12 protein-coding genes and 1 tRNA gene are annotated in these 20,092 nt (G+C 65.0%); 3 read left to right on the top strand and 10 right to left on the bottom strand.

The genetic code is table 11. The features are described from left to right. Nucleotides 1–9: 9 nt before the first annotated feature. Genes XH80_RS11925 through XH80_RS11915 form a run of 3 tightly spaced genes read right to left on the bottom strand, consistent with a single transcriptional unit; the run spans nucleotide 10 to nucleotide 3,772 of the window. Complete coding sequence (locus XH80_RS11925) at nucleotides 10–1,530, bottom strand: amino acid ABC transporter permease (RefSeq protein ID WP_271598762.1); 1,521 nt, start codon at nucleotides 1,528–1,530, stop codon at nucleotides 10–12. Then, the gene (locus XH80_RS11920) at nucleotides 1,527–2,732 is read right to left on the bottom strand and encodes an amino acid ABC transporter permease (RefSeq protein ID WP_271598761.1); all 1,206 of its coding nucleotides are present in this window, start codon (nucleotides 2,730–2,732) and stop codon (nucleotides 1,527–1,529) included. The genes XH80_RS11925 and XH80_RS11920 overlap by 4 nt, the downstream gene beginning before the upstream one ends. A 23-nt stretch (nucleotides 2,733–2,755) precedes the next feature. Then, on the bottom strand, nucleotides 2,756–3,772 hold the full coding sequence (locus XH80_RS11915) for an amino acid ABC transporter substrate-binding protein (RefSeq protein WP_271598760.1): 1,017 nt from the start codon (nucleotides 3,770–3,772) through the stop codon (nucleotides 2,756–2,758). 370 nt (nucleotides 3,773–4,142) lie between these two features. Between XH80_RS11915 and metC the strand changes: the two genes are divergently transcribed. Further along, complete coding sequence (gene metC, locus XH80_RS11910) at nucleotides 4,143–5,327, top strand: cystathionine beta-lyase (protein WP_271598759.1); 1,185 nt, start codon at nucleotides 4,143–4,145, stop codon at nucleotides 5,325–5,327. A gap of 156 nt (nucleotides 5,328–5,483) precedes the next feature. After that, the gene (locus XH80_RS11905) at nucleotides 5,484–7,172 is read left to right on the top strand and encodes a Na/Pi cotransporter family protein (protein WP_271598758.1); all 1,689 of its coding nucleotides are present in this window, start codon (nucleotides 5,484–5,486) and stop codon (nucleotides 7,170–7,172) included. Here XH80_RS11905 and XH80_RS11900 read toward each other — a convergent pair. From XH80_RS11900 to XH80_RS11870, 7 genes are all read right to left on the bottom strand, one after another. Beyond that, nucleotides 7,146–7,583, bottom strand: a complete 438-nt coding sequence (locus XH80_RS11900) for a DUF3592 domain-containing protein (protein ID WP_271598757.1) — start codon at nucleotides 7,581–7,583, stop codon at nucleotides 7,146–7,148. The genes XH80_RS11905 and XH80_RS11900 overlap by 27 nt on opposite strands. A gap of 38 nt (nucleotides 7,584–7,621) precedes the next feature. Next, nucleotides 7,622–7,960, bottom strand: a complete 339-nt coding sequence (locus XH80_RS11895) for a lipid-A-disaccharide synthase N-terminal domain-containing protein (RefSeq protein WP_027557997.1) — start codon at nucleotides 7,958–7,960, stop codon at nucleotides 7,622–7,624. Continuing rightward, entirely contained in the window at nucleotides 7,957–8,691 is a 735-nt protein-coding gene (locus tag XH80_RS11890; RefSeq protein WP_220004778.1) for a glycosyltransferase family 2 protein, read from the bottom strand. The genes XH80_RS11895 and XH80_RS11890 overlap by 4 nt, the downstream gene beginning before the upstream one ends. A gap of 63 nt (nucleotides 8,692–8,754) precedes the next feature. Beyond that, complete coding sequence (locus XH80_RS11885) at nucleotides 8,755–9,600, bottom strand: phosphatase PAP2 family protein (RefSeq protein ID WP_271598756.1); 846 nt, start codon at nucleotides 9,598–9,600, stop codon at nucleotides 8,755–8,757. A gap of 1 nt (nucleotide 9,601) precedes the next feature. Continuing rightward, the gene (locus tag XH80_RS11880) at nucleotides 9,602–11,344 is read right to left on the bottom strand and encodes an ArnT family glycosyltransferase (protein WP_271598755.1); all 1,743 of its coding nucleotides are present in this window, start codon (nucleotides 11,342–11,344) and stop codon (nucleotides 9,602–9,604) included. 50 nt (nucleotides 11,345–11,394) lie between these two features. Then, nucleotides 11,395–13,602 carry a penicillin-binding protein 1C gene (gene pbpC, locus XH80_RS11875; protein WP_271598754.1) on the bottom strand — a complete coding sequence of 736 codons (2,208 nt, stop codon included), beginning with the start codon at nucleotides 13,600–13,602 and terminating at the stop codon, nucleotides 11,395–11,397. Between the two features lie 8 nt (nucleotides 13,603–13,610). Beyond that, nucleotides 13,611–18,815, bottom strand: coding sequence for an alpha-2-macroglobulin family protein (locus XH80_RS11870; protein WP_271598753.1), 5,205 nt, complete (start codon nucleotides 18,813–18,815; stop codon nucleotides 13,611–13,613). Between the two features lie 403 nt (nucleotides 18,816–19,218). Between XH80_RS11870 and XH80_RS11865 the strand changes: the two genes are divergently transcribed. Further along, nucleotides 19,219–19,295, top strand: a tRNA-Arg gene (locus XH80_RS11865). Nucleotides 19,296–20,092: the final 797 nt, after the last annotated feature.

Raw genomic sequence — 20,092 nt, 5'->3', positions numbered from 1 at the left:
TGGCCTCGATCAATTGCGGCGGTGGGCGTTGAGGCGGTGCTCGACGAAGAGCGAGTAGCGGGACATTCCAAAGCAGAAGATGAAGTAGATGATGCCGACGAAGGCAAAGCCGGTGAACGCGGTCGATGGCGTGGTCCAGACCGGATCGGCGAATGAGGCGCGCAGCGAGCCGAGCAGATCGAACAGCGCGACGATCGACACCAGCGAGGTGTCCTTGAACAGCGAGATGAAGCTGTTGACGATGGCGGGAATGACGTGGCGCAGCGCCTGCGGCAGCACGATCAGCGATGTGGTCTTCCACCAGGACAGGCCGAGCGCGGAGGCCGCCTCGCCCTGCCCGCGCGGCACCGCTGCCAGACCGCCGCGCAGGTTCTCGGCCTGATAGGCGCCTGTGAACAGGGAAACGCCGATCAGCGCGCGCACCAGCCCGTCGACGGTGAAGTTGCCCGGCAGGAATAAGGGCAGCATGTAGGTCGCGAAGAACAGCACCGTGATCAGCGGCACCCCGCGCCAGAACTCGATATAGGTGATCGAGAAGATCCGGATCAGGGGAATGGTCGAGCGCCGGCCGAGCGCGAGCGCGACGCCGATCGGCAGGGACGCCACGATGCCGGTAATGGCGATCACCAGTGTCACCAGCAGCCCGCCCCACAGCCGCGTATCGACGATCGGCAAGCCGCCGTGATCGAGCCCCATCAGCTTGATCACCGCGGCAATTCCGGCGAAGGTGGCGAGGCTTGTGATCAACGGCCGCAATCCGGCCCGCGCGCCGCCACCGAGCACGAACAGGATCACCGAGACGACCACGGCCGTGATCAGGAAGTCGAGCCAGGGCCCCTGTCCTGCCGCCTGCATCTGGTCGCGTAGCCAGGTCAGTGGAAAGATCACCCAATGCAGCAACGTGCCGATCAGCGCGATGACGCTGCCGATCGCCCACAGCAGCGGGCCGACGGCCGAGGTCTTGCTCAGGCCGACCACAACCGCACCGGCTCCGCTGATGCTGTCGGCGAACAATTGCAGCAGGCCTGCAACCCAGCTCACGCCGAAGCCGGCGATGCCGCCGCCATGCAGCAGAAAGAAAGCAACGGCGGGAAACGCAAAGAAGAACAGTCCGGCATTCACGCTCTTGGCCGGCAGCCGCGGAATCAGCAGCGGCAGAAGCAGCACAGCGCCGAGCGCGAAGGTCAGGGTGACCCGCCAGCGTTCGGCCTCGGGATAGAAGCCGTAGATAAGCTGCGTGGACTTGGCCTGGATAAAGGGCCAGCAGGCGCCGACCGGATGACCGACATTCTCGGCAAGGCAGGCCGTGCGGTCCTTGCCGCTCCAGACCGCATCGACCAGCAGGAACTTGAAGCTTGGAACAACGATGTACCAGATCAGCAACAGGCCCAGGATGGTCAGCAGGATATTGGTCGGCGAGTTCAACAGGCGCGTGCGGACGAAGCCGGCAAAGCCGGTGGTCTTCACCGGCGCCGGGCGCTCGGCAACCAGGTCCTGTCGGACATAGGACGACGCCACGATATCGGTCATGCACCCAGGCTCCGGCTGATGCGCCAGCCATAGACGCTCATGATGGCGCTGGTGACGAGCGAGGTGAGCAGATACACGCCCATCGTCATGGCGATGATCTCGATCGCCTGTCCGGTCTGGCTCAATGCCGTGCCGGCGAACACCGAAACGAGATCGGGATAACCGATCGCGACCGCAAGCGACGAGTTCTTGGTCAGGTTGAGGTACTGGTTGGTGAGCGGCGGCACGATCACGCGCATGGCTTGCGGCACCACGATCAGCCGCAAGGTCGCGCCTCGGCTAAGGCCCAGCGAGGAGCCCGCCTCCATCTGCCCCTTGTGGACCGAGAGGATTCCTGCACGCACGATCTCGGCGATGAAGGCCGCGGTATAGGTCGACAGCCCCACTGTCAGCGCGACGAATTCCGGAATGACCCGCGCCCCGCCGGCAAAGTTGAATCCCTTCAGCTGTGGAAATTCGAACGTGACGGGAGGACCGAAGGCAAGGATCGTCGCGAGCGGCAATCCGACAAGCAAAATCAGTACGTATGGCCAGATCCGGATCACGCGGCCCTGACCGAACAGCGCCCTCTTCGCGTAGCTGCGCAACGCCAGCGACGCGACAAGGCCGAGCGCCAGCGCGGCAAGGAAAGGAACGAGGCCAGGCTGCCCCAGCGCCGACGGCACGATCACACCACGATTGTTGAGAAAGAAGGCGCCGAGGACCGACACGCTTTGCCGCGGCGACGGCAGCGCCGCGAGCACGGCGAGATACCAGAACAGGATCTGGAACAGCAGCGGCAGGTTTCGGATCGCCTCGACATAGAGGCCGCCGACGCGCGACACCAGCCAGTTCGGCGACAGACGGCAGAGCGCCACGACGAAACCGATCACGGTGGCAAAGAAGATGCCGACCACCGAGACCAGCAGCGTGTTCAGCACGCCGACCAGGAACACGCGGAAATAGGTATCTGACGCCGAATAGGAAATCAGGGTCTGATTGACGTCGAAGCTGGCGCTGTTTTGCAGGAACCCGAAGCCCGCGGCAATGTGCTGGGTTTCCAGGTTGGTGCGGGCATTGGATATGATCTCATAGGCCATCCATGCCAGGATCGCGCCAAAGACAAGCTGGACGGCGACGCCGTTCCAGCCTGCCTTGCCACCAAGCGCGCGCCGGAGCTTCAGCGCGATCTGCGGTGGCGGTTTCCGGGCCTCGACGCCCATCGGCGCAGCCTTCGCTTTGCCGATCAGCGGATCGGCGGCGCGTATTGCAGGCCGCCCTTGGACCAGAGGGCGTTGACGCCGCGGGCGATCTTGAGCGGCGAGCCGGCGCCGACGTTGCGATCGAACGACTCTCCATAATTGCCGACCGCCTTGACGATCCGGATCACCCAATCCTTGGTAAGGCCAAGCTGTTCGCCGAGATTGCCGTCGGTGCCGAGCACCCGCTTCAGCTCCGGCTTGTCGGACTTCACCATCTCGTCGACGTTCTTCTGGGTGATGCCGAGCTCCTCGGCCGTGACCATCGCAAACAGCGTCCATTTCACGATGTCGAACCACTGATCATCGCCGTGACGCACCATCGGACCCAGCGGCTCCTTGGAAATGATCTCGGGCAGCACAACGTGATCGGCAGGATTCGTCAGCTTCAGGCGGGTGGCATAGAGTCCGGACGAATCGTCGGTGAAGACGTCGCAGCGCCCCGACTCGTAGGCCTTGACGGTCTCGTCGATCGTGCCGAACGCGATCACCTCATACTTCATGTTGTTGGCCTTGAAGTAGTCGGCGAGGTTCAGCTCGGTGGTGGTGCCGGTCTGGACGCAGACGGAGGCGCTGTTGAGCTCCAGGGCTGAATTCACCTTGAGCGACTTCTTCACCATGAAGCCCTGCCCGTCATAATAAGTCACGCCGGTGAAATTGGCGCCAAGCGAGGTGTCGCGCGATATCGTCCAGGTGGTGTTGCGCGACAGCACGTCGATCTCGCCGGATTGGAGCGCCGTGAAGCGGTCCTTGGCAGACAGCGACACGAACTTGACCTTGGTCGGATCATTGAAGACCGCGGCGGCGATCGCGCGGCAAACGTCGACGTCAATGCCGGTCCAGTTGCCCTTGTCGTCGGGCGAGGAGAAGCCGGGCAGGCCCTGGCTGACGCCGCAGGACAACATGCCCCGATCCTTGATGGTCTTGAGCGTTTGCGCGTCAGCAGCTTGGGCTGAGAGGCCGGCGGCGAGAGCAAGAGAGAGAGCCAGGGTTACACGTTTCATGGGCTTCAAGCCTTTCAAAGTCATCTCAAGGTCGGGAACGGAATCCCTGCAAGGACACGCCTTGCAAGAGTCATGCTGGAAAACCTTGCCGAACACCCGCCCATCCCAGGGAGCCATACCTTAATCCTCGCCGCTGGCGCCCGCCGCTGTGGCTGTGGCGCAAGGTCCGGTCAGACGAAGGATCGAAGGTCGCGGCAGGCCCCTCAACATGCGGCGACTGAATAGCACCTGCGCATCACAGAACGACTGGCGAGCCGGGTCAAGGGGTTGACGGGACTCTTCTGTGTTCTGTTATTAACGATCGCGGCCCCGAGGCCGCCCCGGCCGTGCGGTCCGCGCCCGGCGGAAACGCTTTTTTGAAAGCAGACGCATGGATTCCTCGCACTCCGCAGAGCAGCACGCCGAAACCCGCCTGGTCACCTCCGGTCGCGACACCAAGGCGCAGAAGGGGTTCGTCAATCCGCCCGTGTTCCACGGCTCGACCGTGCTCTATCCCACCGCCGAGGACCTGCATGCCCACCGCGGCGAGTTCACCTATGGCCGCCACGGCACCCCGACCACCAGGGCGTTCCAGGACACGCTGATGGCGCTGGAGGGACCGCAATGCGCCGGCGTCGGCATCGTGCCGTCGGGCCTTTCGGCGATCTCCACCACCCTGCTCTCGGTGCTGAAGACCGGCGATCACATCCTCGTTGTTGACAACATCTATCGGCCCTCACGCAATTTCTGCAACGGCATGCTCGCCCGTTACGGCGTCCAGACAACCTATTTTGATCCGCTGATCGGCGCCGGCGTCGAGAAGCTGTTCAAGCCCAATACCCGCGCCGTGCTGGTCGAGGCGCCAGGCTCGCAATCCTTCGAGATGCCTGACATCCGCGCCATCGCCGACGTCGCGCATGGGCGGGACGCGCTCGTCGTCGACGACAACACTTGGGCGACGCCGCTCTATCACCGCTCGCTCGAACAGGGCGTCGACATCTCCATGCAGGCGGCCACCAAATATATCGGCGGCCATTCCGACATCATGTTCGGCACGATCTCGGCCAATGCCAGGGCCTGGCCGCAGATAGCCGAAGGCATCCGCCTGCTCGGTGTCTGCGCCGGCCCCGACGATGTCTTCCTCGCACTGCGCGGCCTGCGCACGCTGTCGGTGCGGCTCGCGCAGCATCATCGCTCGGGTCTGGAGATGGCGCGCTGGCTCGCTGGCCGGCCGGAAGTGGCGCGCGTGCTGCATCCGGGGCTCGAGACCGATCCGGGGCACGCGATCTGGAAGCGCGACTTCACCGGCGCCTCCGGCCTGTTCAGCATCGTGCTGAAGCCCGCGCCGCAAAAGGCGGTCGACACCATGCTGAACACGCTCAAGCTGTTCGGCATGGGTTTTTCCTGGGGCGGTTTCGAAAGCCTGGCGATTCCCTTCGATTGCGATGCCTACCGCACCGCGACCAAATGGGCACCGGGCGGCCCGACGCTGCGACTCCACATCGGGCTCGAGAGCGTCGACGACCTCAAGGCCGATCTCGACCGCGGCTTCGCTGCCCTCAAAGCGGCGATGTGAGCCTGCTCACGCGCCATTCCGCCTGCGCACGCGCCAATGCGCGCCGCGAGAACGTGCAGGAGCACCGGACGTTGACGCCGACGAGCCAACAAGGGGTTGATCCGCCGACGTTTGGCGTTAGCCTGCCCCCTTCGACTCCAGGTCCGGACACGGAGAATGGGTACGTTGGTTCTGCTCGATCTGATGGGTGGCGTGGCGCTGTTGCTGTGGGGCCTGCATATGGTCCACAGCGGGATTTTGCGTGCGTTCGGTCCTGACCTCAGGCATCTGCTCGGCAAAGCCCTCGGCAACCGCTTCAGCGCCTTCGCCGCCGGCCTTGGCCTCACCGCGCTGCTCCAAAGCAGCACGGCAACGGCCCTGCTCACCAGCTCTTTCGCCGCCGAGGGTCTGCTGAGCCTCGTCGCTGCGCTTGCCATCATGCTCGGGGCCAATGTCGGCACAACCCTGATCGTGCAGGTGCTGTCGTTCAATATCGCCGCCGTTGCGCCCGTGCTATTCGTGCTCGGCCTCGTCGCCTTCCGCGCGGGCCCGCGCTCGCGGATCAAGGACATCGGCCGCGTCTGCATCGGCCTCGGCTTGATGCTGCTGTCGCTGCACATCCTGCTCGACACGCTGGCGCCGGCGGAGAATGCGCCCGGCATGCGGGTGGTGATGACGGCGATCACGGGTGATCCCGTCCTTTGCATCGTGATTGCCGCCCTCCTCACCTGGCTGGTGCATTCGAGCGTCGCCAGCGTGCTGCTGATCATGTCGCTGGCCTATTCGCAGTTCATCACGCCGTATGCGGCTCTCGCTTTGGTGCTTGGCGCCAATCTTGGCAGCGCCATCAATCCCGTGTTCGAAGGCACCAAGCGCGACGACCCCGCGAGCTACCGCCTGCCGGTCGGCAATCTCGTCAACCGCGTGGTCGGTATCGCACTGGTCCTGCCCTTCCTGGGCACGATCGCGGATCACATCCACGCCTGGCAGCCGGACCTTGCCCGGATGACGGCCGCCTTCCATGTCGCGTTCAATGTCGGCACGGCCATCCTCTTCGTCGGCCTGCTCGATACCCTGTCGCGTCTGCTCACCCGGCTGCTGCCCGATCGCGTGCAGGAAACCGATCCCGCCCGGCCGCGCTATCTCGATGAGACCGCGCTGGAGACTCCGTCACTGGCGCTTGCGGACGCCGCCCGCGAAACCCTGCGCATGGGCGATCTGGTCGAGACCATGCTGCGCAAGGTGATGGCCGCGATGATGACGGGCGATCGTTCGCTGGTCGACCAGGTCTCCAAGATGGACAACATCGTCGACGGCCTCGACGAGGCCATCAAGCTCTACGTCACCAAGCTGACCCGCGGCAGCCTCGACGAGAGCGAGGGCCGGCGTGCGATGGAGATCATCTCCTTCGCCATCAACCTCGAACATATCGGCGATATCATCGACAAGAACCTGAGCGAGCTCGCCACCAAGAAGATCAAGCGGCGCTTCCAGTTCTCGCCCGAGGGCGCGGACGAGCTCGCCGCCTTCCACAAGCGCACGATGGATTCGCTGCGGATCGCTTTCGGCGTGTTCATGTCGGGCGATGCCAACGAGGCCCGCAAGCTGCTGGTGGAAAAGACCGCGCTGAAGAACACCGAGCTCGCCGCCGTCGAGCGCCATCTCGACCGCCTGCGCGAGGGCCGGCCCGAGACGATCGAGACCACATCGCTGCACCTGGATGTGCTGCGCGATCTCAGGCGCATCCACTCGCATATCTGCTCGGTCGCCTATCCTGTGCTGGATGCGGCGGGCGAGCCCTATCGCCGTTCCGAGGCGGAGACATCAGCCCTGCCCGCCTCAGGCGCGACGGCGCTGCCGCGCTAGGGCTGCGCGCACCAGCACGGCACCGCCCGACAGCAACAGCCCCGCTGCGCAAAGCAGCGTCGGGGCGATCCACAATGTCAGGAACGACAGCAGGCGAGCATCGCCGGGGCGCTGCGGATCGTAGGCGATCCTGACCGGCTCGCCATCGGCATAGGGCTGTGCGGTCGATCCGGATGGGGAGGTGAACGTCATCACGCGGCCGTCGCGTGTGGTGAATTGAAAGGTCGGATGGAGAAACGTGCCGCCGTGGTTTCCACCGCTTCGTGCGACGGCACCGACGAAGCGCGCTTCGGTCTGCTCGGCCCTGGCAAGAAAAGCGATCGTGTCGCCCAGATCGAAAAGGCCGCGCCCGAGCAAGGTCAGGCCGACCAGGAGGACCAACAGGAACAGAGCTAGCGGGATTTTGCCCATGCCGATCCGGAGATTTGCATATCGACGCGAGCCCTGAATCAGCGATCCAACGTCTTCGACGCGCGGCCGCGGTTCTTGATGATCAGCATGATGTTGCGGACGTAGATGATCGTCGCCAGCGCCTGTCCGAGGATGATGACGGGCTCACGTTTGACGACGCCGTAGACCAGCGTCATCAAGCCGCCGCCCATCGAGCAGAACCAGAACGCCATCGGCACTACGCTGTTGCCGGCGCGCTCGCTCGCGATCCACTGCACCAGGAAACGCGCGGTGAAGAACAGCTGCGCAACCAGGCCGAACGCCAGCCAGAAATCGAACTTGGCGACGAAGACGTCGTAGAGATAATTGCTCAACGCCTGTCCGTATTGGATGATCATGCGTTCACCTCAGTTACTTCCGGCGTCGGCTTCTTGCGGCGGATCAACCACCACACGCCGGCGAGATCCATGATCCCGATCCATAGCCGGTCGAAGAAGCCGTAATTGGACACGCCGGAATGGCGGGGCCGGTCGACCACGTCGACATAGGCGATATCGAAGCCTTCGCGGCGCATCAGCGCCGGCAGGAAGCGATGCAGCCCGTCGAAATAGGGCATCATCAGGAAGACCTCGCGGCGGAACGCCTTCAGTCCGCAGCCGGTGTCGCGGGTGCCGTCATTCAGGATGGCGCTGCGAATCCTGTTGGCCACCCGCGACTGGAACTTCTTGAAGCCGGTGTCCTTGCGCCCGACGCGCTGTCCGGCGGCAAGGCCGACATTGACGCCCTTCTCAACCGCCGCGATCAGGTCCGGCAGGAAAGCAGGATTGTTCTGGCCGTCGCCATCGAGCGTCGCCACGATCGCGCCGCGCGCCGCGCGCACACCGCTGCGAACCGCGGCCGACTGGCCGCCGGATTTTGAATGACGAAGCTGCCGCAGATTGCCGCGCTGCCTCATGATCGCCGCGAGCCGCTCGCCGGTCGCATCGGTCGAGCCGTCGTTGACATAGATGATCTCATAGGCCCAGCGGCCATCGAGCGCGGCCGTGATCTCCTCGATCAGGGGCGCAATGTTATCGGCTTCGTTGCGCACGGGGACGACGATGGAGACCGAAGGCTGGGACGACGACAAATCGAAAGCTCGTGGTTGGATTGGCCCGTTCCCGGGAACCCTTGGCCCGGGAAGCAGCCGCTTTTATGGGGCGGATGGGCCGCCGGCAACCCTTTTGAGGCGCCCTGGAAGCGCTCCTGGAAGCGGCACGATGCTGCCGTCGGCGCGGATGGCGAAGGCGAGCCGTCGCGCCGCAAACCAATAGCGGACCGCCATGGCGCCGACCATGCCGACCAGCGCACCGGCCGTGACGTCACTCGGGTGATGCGCCAGCAGCACCAGGCGCGTCAGCAGGATGACAACGGCGTAAGTGAACATGACCACGCGCAGACGCGGCCAAAGCGCCGAAACCGCAAAGGCGAGCGCGAACGCCGTCACCGCATGCCCCGACGGCAGGCTGGCATAAGCCCCCGTGCCTTCGAGCGGGATGAAATTGAACGGATCGGCTTTGCCGCCGACGAACGGACGTCCGCGACCGATGAGATATTTCAGGATCTCGGTGACGAACACCGACAGCGCAACAGACAGAAACAGATATTGCAGCCGCGTCCCGAAGCCGAGCAGCAGCGCCCGGCGGCTGCCATGCATTCCGCTGGCGACGAGCGCCACGACCACCAAGGCTGCGCCCAGCACCCAGAGCACGTTCTCGTCCTTGCCGAAATCGGTGAGGATGCGGATCGGCCACAGCCAGGCCGTGCCGCGAGCCGGCATCAGCTGGATCTCGGTCCCATCGAACGCGAGCATCAGAACGATCACCAAAGCGGCACCCGCCGCGCTGAGCCACAGCGAATGCCGCGCCAGTTTTCGCGCAGCCGCAGCGCGGCGCGAATGCGACGGCGAACGCACGAGCTGCGCGAGCGCCCGTCCCACGACAGAGACCAATTGCGTGGGGTAACTCGCACGCGGCGCGATGGTGGCCGTATCAGGCATCCTAGTCAGGGCCCTCGGAACGGAAGATCGAGATCGAGATCGCACGCCCTTGCGAGAAATTATAGCCGTCGATACGCGCGCCGACCTTGTAGCGCAGCCCGATCGCCTCGGCGCGCTGCACGAAGCTGCGCTCCGAGCGCTGCTCGACCAGGGCAAACCGGCAGCTTCCCTGCCTGAGGAAATCGGCAGCCCCCGATCCGTCGGTCAGCAGCGTCTGGGTGCCGGTCAGGAACACAAGGCTCGGCTCGGCATAGCCGGCCGAGGCCGCCTTGGGCCCGACGCAAGTCACGTTGCGCAGCGCGCGCGCGACCTCGATGCTCGGAAACAGCGGCGTCAACGACGGCAGCACGATGCCGTAGACCGCGACGGCCAGCATGAGCGCTGCGACCAGCGCGTTGAGCAACGAGCGCTCGGCGCGATTGGTGTCGAACAGCCACCAGGCGAACAGGCCGAAGATCAGCGAGGCCGCGATGAACGGCCAGGCCACGAAGGCCGGCTGCCGCGTCAGCATCACCGCGCCGACGACTGCGATGATCGAACCGCCCGCAGGGATCACGAACCACCAGGCCGAGCCGCGCGCGAGCCACGAGCGCGACAGCACGTTTCGCTCCACCGCGCCGGCGGTGAGGATCGCAATCGCGGGATAGAGCGGCAACACGTAATGCGGCAGCTTGGTCAGCACCGCCTCGAACACGATCCAGGACGGGATCAGCCAGGCCAGCAGGAATTGTGCGCCGGGCTCGCGCCGCGCCCGCCACACCGCCGGCGCCGCCATCGCCGCAAGCGGCGCGCCGGGCCAGAAGGTGATCCAGAACAGCGCCAGATAGACACCGGGCGGCGCGCCATGGGATTCCTGCGCGCCAATCTTGCTCAGCATGTCGCCGCCGACGGAATCCGCAAAGAAGGCATCGCCGGCGCGCCAGAAGATCGCGACGAACCAGGGCAGCACCAGCACCAGCACCCACATCAGACCCCAGACCGGGCGCAAGCGCCACAGCCAGGAGGCATCGCGATCCTGGATCGCGAGCGCGATGATGGTGAGCCCTGCGAACATCAGGATCAGCGGGCCCTTGATCAGAATGCCGACCGCGAGCGCGGTCCAGAAAATCGCCGGCCAGCTCCAGGGCGGATGGGCCTCGTCCTCGGCACGCTGCCAGGACAGATAGGCGCGTGACATCGCGCCCATTGCGGCGACCACCGCGAACAGCAGCACAGCGTCGGTCTTGGCGAGGCGCGCCTCGACACCAAGCAGCACGGAGGCGGCCATCAGCAGCGCGGCGAGCACTGCCCCGCGCCGCGTGACGAAGCCCAGCGCCGTCCAATAGGTCATCAGCACCGCGCCGATCGCACCGATCAACGAGGGCAGCCGATAGACCCAGATGCGCAATTCGGCCTTGGGAAGCTTCAGCACCGTGGCCACTTCGACGGCCGCGGATTGCAACCAGTAGATGCCGACCGGCTTCTTGTAGCGAACGTCCTCCTGGAAGCGAATGTCCACATAGTCGCGGCTCTCGACCATCTGCTTGGTGGCCTGCGCGAACCGTGCCTCGTCGCGGTCGACGGGCGGGATGGTGAAAAATCCCGGCAGAAACAGCAGCAGCGCGCACAGCACCAGGAAGCCCACGGCGCGGGCGTGGCTGGCGGTGACAAAGTCGAGCATCAGCACAAGCCGACTGCCCGGATTCACGGGCGTTTTCGGCTGTCGGGGCGCTCCAAATCGGGGAGTCGGATAGGTCTCGGCCATTGGTTCCGCTTACGCTGAAACCGCCGTCGCCACAACCGCTTAAGCCGCTCTCATTGAATTCGAATGACGACTGTGTCCGCGGCGCCCGTGGCGTCGATCACCGTCAGCCGTGCAAAGCCCGGACCGGGCGGATCGATCAGGCGCTGGCGCCGTCCGTCGATCTCGCCGAGCGCCGTTCCGTTGACCATGACAGTCATCGGCAGTACCCCGCCGGCGACCTTGACCGGCATGGCGGCCGCCTCCGCTCCGCCCGACCGATCCACATCGATCCGGGAGCCATTGAGCGGGAACTGGATGTGGAGCGCCTGCTCGCCGCCGGTCCGGACCAGTTCTCCGACAGGCCGGAACCGTTTCAGCGGCAACGGCAACTTGGCGTTGCTGGCAAGGAGGGTTCCCTTGGGGGGCTTTGGCAGTGGGGTCAACGTCTTGCCGGTCCGCGCGAAGGCATCGAACAGGATGGGCGCGGCGGCGAGGCGGCCGATCAGGCCGGGCACCGGCGCGCCATCGGGCCGGCCGACCCAGACGCCGATGGTCATGCGGCCGTCGAACCCCACCGACCAGGCATCGCGATAACCATAGGAGGTGCCGGTCTTGAAGGCGATGCGGTTATGGGCTGCGTTCTCCGGCGGCGGGGTTCCCAGCAGCACGTTGCCGACCTGCCAGGCCGCCACGGGGTCCAAGAGCCGCAGCGGCTCGCGATCATCCTTGGTGGCCATGATCTCGCGGAGTGGCTTGGTGGTGCCGAGCCGAGCGAAGCCTGCATAAAGCTGCGCCAGATCCTGGAGCGTAATGCCGACACCGCCGAGGCCCATCGCGAGCCCTGGCGACTCGTCCTTGGACAGAACCAGATTACCGCCGGCCTGCCGCAGCCGCGAGGCCAGCCGGCTCGAGCCGACGCGGTCGAGCAGCACGATGGCCGGCACGTTCAATGACATCTGCAGGGCCTTCTTCACCGGCACGGTGCCCTGGAACGTCATGTCGAAGTTTTCGGGCGCGTAGGAGCCGAAGCGCACCGGACGATCGTCGATCAGGCTGTCGGGGTGAACGAAGCCGTCCTCGAAAGCCAGGCCATAGATGAACGGTTTCAGCGTCGAGCCCGGCGAGCGGATGGCGCGGGTCATGTCGACCTGCCCCGCCCGGCTCACATCGAAATAATCGGCCGAGCCGACACGAGCGAGCACGTCACCGCTCTCGACGTCGACGACGATGATGCCGACCGAGATGTTCGGCCCCAGCGCAATGGCGCGGTCGCGCGCAAGCGGCTCCAGCACCTTCTGCAGATTTGAGTCCAGCGTCAGCTTGATAACAGGCGCATCCTTGACCGTTGCCAGCGCGTTGTCGGAGGCATGCGGGGCCAGGATCGGCATTGGCTTGCGCAGCGTTGGCACTGGCACGGCCTTGGCCTGCTTGGCATCCTCGATGCTGACCACATGCTCCTCGACCATGCGGTCGAGCACGCGATCCCGCGCGATGCGCGCGGCGTCGGGATAACGGTCGAGCCGACGGGTTTCCGGCGATTGCGGCAACGCGACCAGGAGCGCGGCTTCCGCCAGCGACAGCCGCTTCGGCTCCTTGCCGAGATAAGCGATCGATGCGGCACGAATGCCTTCGAGATTGCCGCCATAGGGCGCGAGCGCAAGGTAGAGGTTAAGGATCTCGTCCTTGCTCAAGCTGCGCTCCAGCTCAATCGCGCGGACGATCTGATGCAGCTTTGCGTAAAGCGAGCGCTGCCGCCGCGGCTCCATCAGCCGGGCCAGCTGCATCGAGATGGTCGAGCCGCCCGACACGATGTGACCGCGCGTGCCGAGCTGCACCGCCGCGCGCCCGAGCGCCAGCGGATCGATGCCGTCATGGGCGTAGAAGCGCTGGTCCTCATAGGCGAACAGCAGCTTCAGGTAAGTCGGATCAACATTCGTCTTGGCATCAACAGGCAGACGCCAGCGCCCATCCGCCATCGCGTAGGCACGCAACAGCTTGCCGTTGCGATCGACGACAGTGGTCGAGACGCGTCGCGCCTCGTCGAGCGGCAGCGGGCCGAGGGAATAGACCCAGCCGACGAAGCCGATGATGGCGAGGATGAAGGAGAGAGCGAGGGCGGAGAGGAGGCGATGGCCGTGCCTTACGGCGCGGCCGTCGTTCCGGGATGGTCCGAAGGACCACACCCGGAACCTCGAGATTCTCAGGCGCGCAATTGCGCGCCATAGTTCGGCTCTTCGAGCCGCCCCGGAATGACGGGAGTTATTATCGCCGTCGCTCATCCCACCACTCACTTCGCCGCCCGCACCTCGACTATGCCCGTGCCAGTGCGGCCGTAGCGCGAGGGGTTGTACATGTCCTCGACATAGGCCTGCGGCAGCACATATTTGCCCGGCGAGACCACGCGCACGACATAGGCGACGGTGAAGACCGCCTTGGAATCCGAGGCCCGGTCGACGGCCGCGGTGAAGCGGTCGTCGCGGAATTCGGTATCCTCGGGCTCCGCGCCATCCTCGATCCAGTCCAGCGTGCCGCTGTCGCCCGAGGACACCAGCTTCGGATTGTCGATCTCGAGACCGGCCGGCAGATAGTCGGACACCATGATGTGGCCGTATTCAGGCTTGGCTTCCGTAATCTTCAACACCACGGCAAAACGGTCGTTCTGCTTGACCTTGCTGATGTCGGCCGGCTTGCCGTCGAGCGTGAAGTAGTTCCGTTCGATCTTGAAGCCGTTCGACGCGGCCGGCTCCGGCGTCACCGGCGAGCCCGATACCGAGATCACCGCCTGCACCGGCGCATCGCCGGTGTTGGTGATCTTCAGCGGCTTGCCGCTCAGCGTATCAGCCTTGTAGCTGCGGTAGAGCGCAGTCTTGATCGGCTGGCCGTCGACCTCGATCGAGAGGTTTTCCTTGGCCAGCGCCCGCGCGGCCAGCACCAGCCATGCATTCTCCTGCGTGGAGGTGTAGGGCGTCAGCCCGCGCGCGACTTCCACCCGCGAGACCGCTTGCGTCAGCGTCGCCGTCGGCGCATTGCCTTCGCTGGCGAGCGAGACCAGCGCGGCGGCATCGCGGAGCTGCGAGCCGTAATCGGCGCGGCCGAACTCCAGCACCGGCTTTGGCGCCAGACTGTCGAGCGCCGCGCTGTAGACCCGCTCGGCGCGGTTGCGATCGCCGACCAGAGCGAGCGCCGCCGCAAGCTGAGACTTGGCGATCGGCGTCGCCAGATTGTTCAGCTTGGTGTCGGCGAGATAGCGGAGATCCCCGATCGGAGCTGCACCATTGCGGGCGAGCACGTAGAGGCCGTAAGCGAGATCGCGGCCACCGTCTTTCTCCGGCTCATTGCCGTTGACGACAGAGTTTCTGATGCGGTCGAGCGCGTTCTTGAAAAGGACGTCAGGCACCACAAAGCCCTTTTCACGGGCGCGAGTCAGGAAGTCCGTGACGTAGGCGTCGAGCCAGGCGTCATCGCCGCCGGCCGACCACAGGCCAAACGAGCCGTTGGAGCCCTGACGGGCCAAAAGCCGCTCGATGGCGTCGCGGATGCGCTGGTCGACCTCGGTATCCATGGCGAGATGCGCCCCGGCCGCGAGGTCGTTGACGTAGAGCAGCGGCATGGCGCGGCTCGTGATCTGCTCCGAGCAGCCATAGGGATAGCGATCGAGCGCCTTGAGGATGGTCGCCGCATCGAGCGCGGTCGACAGGCTCGCCGAGACCGAGACGCTGCCGGTGCCCGGCACGAGGTCGGAGAACATGTCCGAGGTCAGCGTCAGGCTCTCGCCTTTCGCCAGCGTCCGGATCGAGCGCCGCGCCAGCACCTGGGTTGCCGCCTTGACGTCGAGCGCGTAGTGGCGCGCCAGCGTCAGGCCATTCGGCCCCTTGATGTCGACGTCAAGCGTTGCCTGCCCGGCCGCGGTGGCATCGATGGCAAGCGCGAACGAATTGCGCTGCTTGGCGGCGAGCTTCACCGTGGTGGCAGGGTGGCCCGTCATCTTTACCGGACCGCCTGTCTTGACGCTGATGACGTAATCGCCGGCCTGGCCCTCGACATTGTCGATCTCGAGATTGACCGTGCCGTGGTCGCCATTGAGCAGGAAGCGCGGCAGGGTCGTGGTCAGAACCACGGGATCGCGGATCACGACATCGGTGTTGGCGCGGCCGAGTTTTGTCGCGGTCCACGCCACCGCCATCACGCGCGCGGTGCCGGCAAACTCCGGAATGTCGAAGCTGACCTCCGCCGTGCCGTCGGCGCCGACGGTGACGATGCCGGAATAGAGCGCGAGCGGCTTCTGCGCGGGCGGTGAGCCCTGCAGCTCGGCAGCCCCTGCGTCGCCGCCGGATTTGATCTGGCCGCGCGTGCCGGACATGCCGTCGATCAGCTGCCCGTAGAGATCGCGGATTTCCGCGGAGAGCTGACGCTGGCCAAGATAATAATCGTCCGGCGCCGGCGGCTTGTAATTGGTGAGATTGAGGATGCCGACATCGACCGCGGCGATCACGATCTTGGCGTCCTCGCCAGCATTGAGCCCGTCGAGCCTGACCGGGATCTTGAGCATCGAGTTCGGCCGGATCAGATCCGGCGGCGTCAGCTTCACGGCAAGCGTGCGGGCCTGCTTGTCGATGCCGAACCATTTCAGGCCGATTGCCCGGCCAGGCATGCGCTGGGCGGCCGCATCGAGCGGACGGCGCAGCGTCGCCACCACATAGGCGCCGGTGCCCCAGTCCTTGCCGACCGGGAGCTTCACCTGCGCGGTGCCTTCCTTGACGTCGACGGTCTGCGTCGTCAGCAGGCGGTCGCCGACCACATTGACGGTCAGCTTGCCGGCGGAGCGGACATTGACCGACACCGTCATGGTATCGCCGGATGCGTATTGCGGCTTGTCGATCGAGGTCTCCAGCAAATCAGGCGTGTCGGCGCTGCCGTCGGAATACCAACCGACGTCGAACTGCACCGAGGTCACCGGACCGTCGGCGTCATTCGACTTCACATCGAGCCGATAGCGGCCGGGCCGGGGCGCCAGCGAGATCCGCGTCGGCTTGTCGGCGGCGATCGTGACGTCACCGTCGGCGACGCGCGAGGTCGACTTGACCGGCTCGTACTCCCAATAATTGTTCTGGCGGTACCACTGGTACCGCGACTCCATCTTCAGGAGCTCGTAGCGCAGACCGTCGCGGGAAAGCGTCTTGCCCTCGGGCGAGACGAACACGACGTCGAACTCGGCCTTGTCGCCTTCCGCGACGTTCTTGTCGCCGAACAGCGGCTTGATGCCGATCAGTGCGGTCGCGGGCGCGACCGGCAGAACGAGCTTGCGCTCGACGGCGCGGCCCCCGGTCTCGACCATGCGGACGAAGATCTGCGCCTCCTGCGGACGGGTCGAGGCCGGCTGCTTCTCCAGCGTCACCGGGAAGGTCGCAACGCCATTGGCGTCGGCCTCGGGCAGGTTCTCCAGCGGCGTGCGCTCGTTCGAGGTGGTCTGCTCGTCATCGACGCCGAACTGGTAGCCAGCATAGCCGGGGCGCCCGAAGGCTGGTGCAATCAGCATGTCGCCTTCGAGGCTGAGGCCAGAAGCCGGCGCGCCGTAGAGGAAATGACCGTCCGCCTTGAGCTCCACAGGAGCGTTAGCTTTGATCAGCTTGTCCTTGGCGGACAATTCGAATTCGATCCGATCGGGGACGTAATCCTCGACCATGAAGGTGGTCTCGCCGACCGACGAGCCCTTGGGATCGGTGAAGGCGCGCACCCGCCAGGTCCCGGTCGGAACGGCCGAGTTGAACGGCACGGCAAGCGTGCGGCCGCCGGCCCCCTGGTCAGCCAGCACGGCGCGGCGGAATTCGACGCCATCGGGACGCTCGATCACGAGCGTCAGCGGCCCACCATTGACGGCATTGCCCTGCCCGTCGCGCAGCAGCGCGGTGAGATAGACGGTCTCGCTGGAGCGATAGACGCCGCGCTCGGCATAGACGAAGGCATCGGCACCCGCAGGCACGACGCGGCCCGAGACACCCCGGTCACTGAGGTCAAAGGCCGAGCTCTTCAGGCTCAGGAAAGCGTAGTCGGCCTTGTCGCCGGTCACCGTCAACATCGCGGGCGACAGGCCGCCCTCGCCGCGCGCCAGCCCCGCCTCGAACAGCACATGGCCGGCATCGTCGGTCTTGCGCGTCGCCAAAATCTCGTTGTTGCGGGCGACCAGCCGCACCTCGGCTTTGCCGACCGGATCGGTCGAGGCCAGTGAGTTCACGAAGACATGGATGCCGTCATTGCCGGAATAGGCTGACACGCCGAGGTCGGAAACGATGAACCATTGGGTTGCGAGCTGATAATCATCGTCGCTGCCCGGCCCCTTGGCCGCCGCCGTCATCACATAGACGCCGGGCTGCAGCTCGCCCAGCGCCTCGTCGACCGGGAATGCGGTGGTGACGTCCTGGTTCAGCGTCATCGCGGTCGCGAGCTCGCCGGACCAGACCTTGACGCCGCGCTCGTTGCCGAGATCGCTGAGCTGGTACTTCGACAAAGTCTTCTGGAAGTCGCTGTCGACCACCGTGTTGATCAGGTTGCGATCGCCGATCCGGAAAACATTGATGTTCACCGCGGGCGTGTTGACGCTGACCACGGGAATGCCGCGCTGCCCGGTCCGCGGCAGCACGTAGGCGCGGCTGGTGAAGCGCACGAACGGCTTGCGGTCGCGCACATAGATGTTGAACTCGGCCGATTTCGGCAGGCCTTCCTTCACCGTCGACGGCAGGCCGGCACGTAAGTTGATGTTGTAGCGCTCGCCATGCTTCAGCCCGTCGACGCAGAGCTGCTTGCCCTCCGCCGACAGCGCCGGCTTGTCCTGACCTGCGAGCGCCAGGAACGGCGCGAAATCGGTGCGCTTGGCGAGCTCTTCCGAGAACTGGAAGCAGGCGCGCGGGCTCGCCGAATCCGAGTCCACGGTATAGTCGAGCAGGCGGAAGCCGTGCTCGTCGCGCAGCTTCTCGTATTGGCCGCGGACATCGGCGACCTCGCGCATGTCCAGCGACAGCCGCAATGCGTCGAGCGAGGGGCGGAACAGATGCCGTTCGGCGAGCGACTTGCCGAGCACCGCGAGCGCATCGGCCTCCTCGCCCTGATTGCCGGCGCGCATGTAAGCGATGTAGGCGGCCGTCGAGGCCCGTTCCCAGAGGAACGTCTGCTCGCTCGAGCTCCGCGGCGTGATCTGGAAGATCACCTTGGCGAGCCGCAGCCAGTTACCGGCGTCATCGGGCGTGGTCGCGGCGATCTGGCCAAGGACCGAGAGCCCGGTGCGGTAATCGTTGCGCTTGAAGGCGGCGTCGGCGTCCGTCTTCAGCGTCGCATTGGTCTTGGCGACCGGCCCTGCCTCGCTCTTGATCTGCGCCTCCAGCTTGATCGCAGAATCAGCGAGATCGTCGCGCTTGAACGTCTTGTCGGCGGCATGCGCCGCGCTCAGGCCAAACGCCAGCGTTGCGCAGAGGGTGACGGCGCGAACCAGACCGATCATGAATGGACTCCCGGAAATCGCGGACGAGCGCCGCGGCGACGATAATGTGTGCGGAAAGGTGACGGACTCGTGGCGATGGAACCAAAGGTGCAAAACGTCGCATTCGCCATGACAAGGCACGCCCAGAGGAGACCGATCACGCTACCGCCGCGCACGCCGTCCTGAGGCGCAGGCAATATCGGACCAGTCGACCGGCGACCGTGTCCCGGAAGCTGGTCAGCGTTGCCGGCGACGTGATCCGTCGTCCAGTCCGCTGCCGCTCAACCCGGCACCCTGACACTTCACCGTTCCGGTTTGTCGCAGCACTGAGGAAAACGGTTCGGTTCAGGCTTGGCGAAAGACCAGATTTTTCATATTGCCATGATATATGAACAGCCGGGCCCCAACCCGGGCTGGCCGGAACGGTCCCGTAGCTCAACTGGATAGAGCATCAGATTTCTACTCTGAGGGTTGCAGGTTCGATTCCTGCCGGGATCGCCAGCCTTTCAACTTCCAAATCAATACCTTGGCAAAGCATCCGCTTCGTTCTTGCGCCCGATCCGTGTTGCGCAACGTCGCTTGGCGCCGACAGCAAATTCCACGCGTTGCGCGGCACTACAAATCACTCCAGGCAACACGGCAGCAACACGCTCATTCGCTTTCCGTTCACGAACGCCGCGCTGCGATGATCAACGCAATACTTACAGGGATCGGGTGAGGCGCCGTCGCGATCCTTAGGACCAACGACTGGCAGTAGCTCGCGCTCGTTCAGTGCCACAAGGAATCGACTATTTGACTCTCGACAGTACCGAGTTTCGATCGCGGGATGAGTGTCCGCCTTCTCAAACACGAAGCCGTGCCCGGCACAGGAAGCTTCGAGGTCCGCTTCGCGGATGGTCGCCGAAGTCGATACTTTTATTTCGACGACCTACCATCGCGACGGCTCCGTCCAGGACAAGTCCCGCGCGAGCAAGCGATCGATTGGGCGAGAATGTTCGCACGAATTATGCGTGGCTTGATCGACGGTTGGGACTGGAGGAAAGAGGCCGCCAACTGAGGCGGCCCAACGTCCGGGTGTTCCGCTTGTAAGTACACGTCCGAAGAACAAAAGCGGACCTATTATATTCAAAGTCCGTTCTCGACCGGAGAACAAAGAGACAAGGGGCGGCCAACGCGAGCAGCATAGCTTGAGGCTGGCTTAATCATCCCAGGTTCGGTCGCCGCATTCGCATTCGAATGCGCGCACGGTCGTACCGCGGTCTGGGAAATACACCACCCTCAACAAGCGAAGCGTTCTT

This window comes from Bradyrhizobium sp. CCBAU 45384 (assembly GCF_028128665.1).
In the GTDB taxonomy this organism is placed as follows: Bacteria; Pseudomonadota; Alphaproteobacteria; order Rhizobiales; family Xanthobacteraceae; genus Bradyrhizobium; species Bradyrhizobium manausense.
Note: the sequence above shows the minus strand (reverse complement) of the source record. Positions and strands in the feature narration are given on the sequence as shown.

What these genes read in the sequence shown, in the direction of transcription:
- XH80_RS11925 (WP_271598762.1), bottom strand. Translation starts at nt 1,530, where the DNA reads ATGACCGATATCGTGGCGTCGTCCTATGTCCGACAGGACCTGGTTGCC.
- XH80_RS11920 (WP_271598761.1), bottom strand. Translation starts at nt 2,732, where the DNA reads ATGGGCGTCGAGGCCCGGAAACCGCCACCGCAGATCGCGCTGAAGCTC.
- XH80_RS11915 (WP_271598760.1), bottom strand. Translation starts at nt 3,772, where the DNA reads ATGAAACGTGTAACCCTGGCTCTCTCTCTTGCTCTCGCCGCCGGCCTC.
- metC (WP_271598759.1), top strand. Translation starts at nt 4,143, where the DNA reads ATGGATTCCTCGCACTCCGCAGAGCAGCACGCCGAAACCCGCCTGGTC.
- XH80_RS11905 (WP_271598758.1), top strand. Translation starts at nt 5,484, where the DNA reads ATGGGTACGTTGGTTCTGCTCGATCTGATGGGTGGCGTGGCGCTGTTG.
- XH80_RS11900 (WP_271598757.1), bottom strand. Translation starts at nt 7,583, where the DNA reads ATGGGCAAAATCCCGCTAGCTCTGTTCCTGTTGGTCCTCCTGGTCGGC.
- XH80_RS11895 (WP_027557997.1), bottom strand. Translation starts at nt 7,960, where the DNA reads ATGATCATCCAATACGGACAGGCGTTGAGCAATTATCTCTACGACGTC.
- XH80_RS11885 (WP_271598756.1), bottom strand. Translation starts at nt 9,600, where the DNA reads ATGCCTGATACGGCCACCATCGCGCCGCGTGCGAGTTACCCCACGCAA.
- XH80_RS11880 (WP_271598755.1), bottom strand. Translation starts at nt 11,344, where the DNA reads ATGGCCGAGACCTATCCGACTCCCCGATTTGGAGCGCCCCGACAGCCG.
- pbpC (WP_271598754.1), bottom strand. Translation starts at nt 13,602, where the DNA reads ATGAGCGACGGCGATAATAACTCCCGTCATTCCGGGGCGGCTCGAAGA.
- XH80_RS11870 (WP_271598753.1), bottom strand. Translation starts at nt 18,815, where the DNA reads ATGATCGGTCTGGTTCGCGCCGTCACCCTCTGCGCAACGCTGGCGTTT.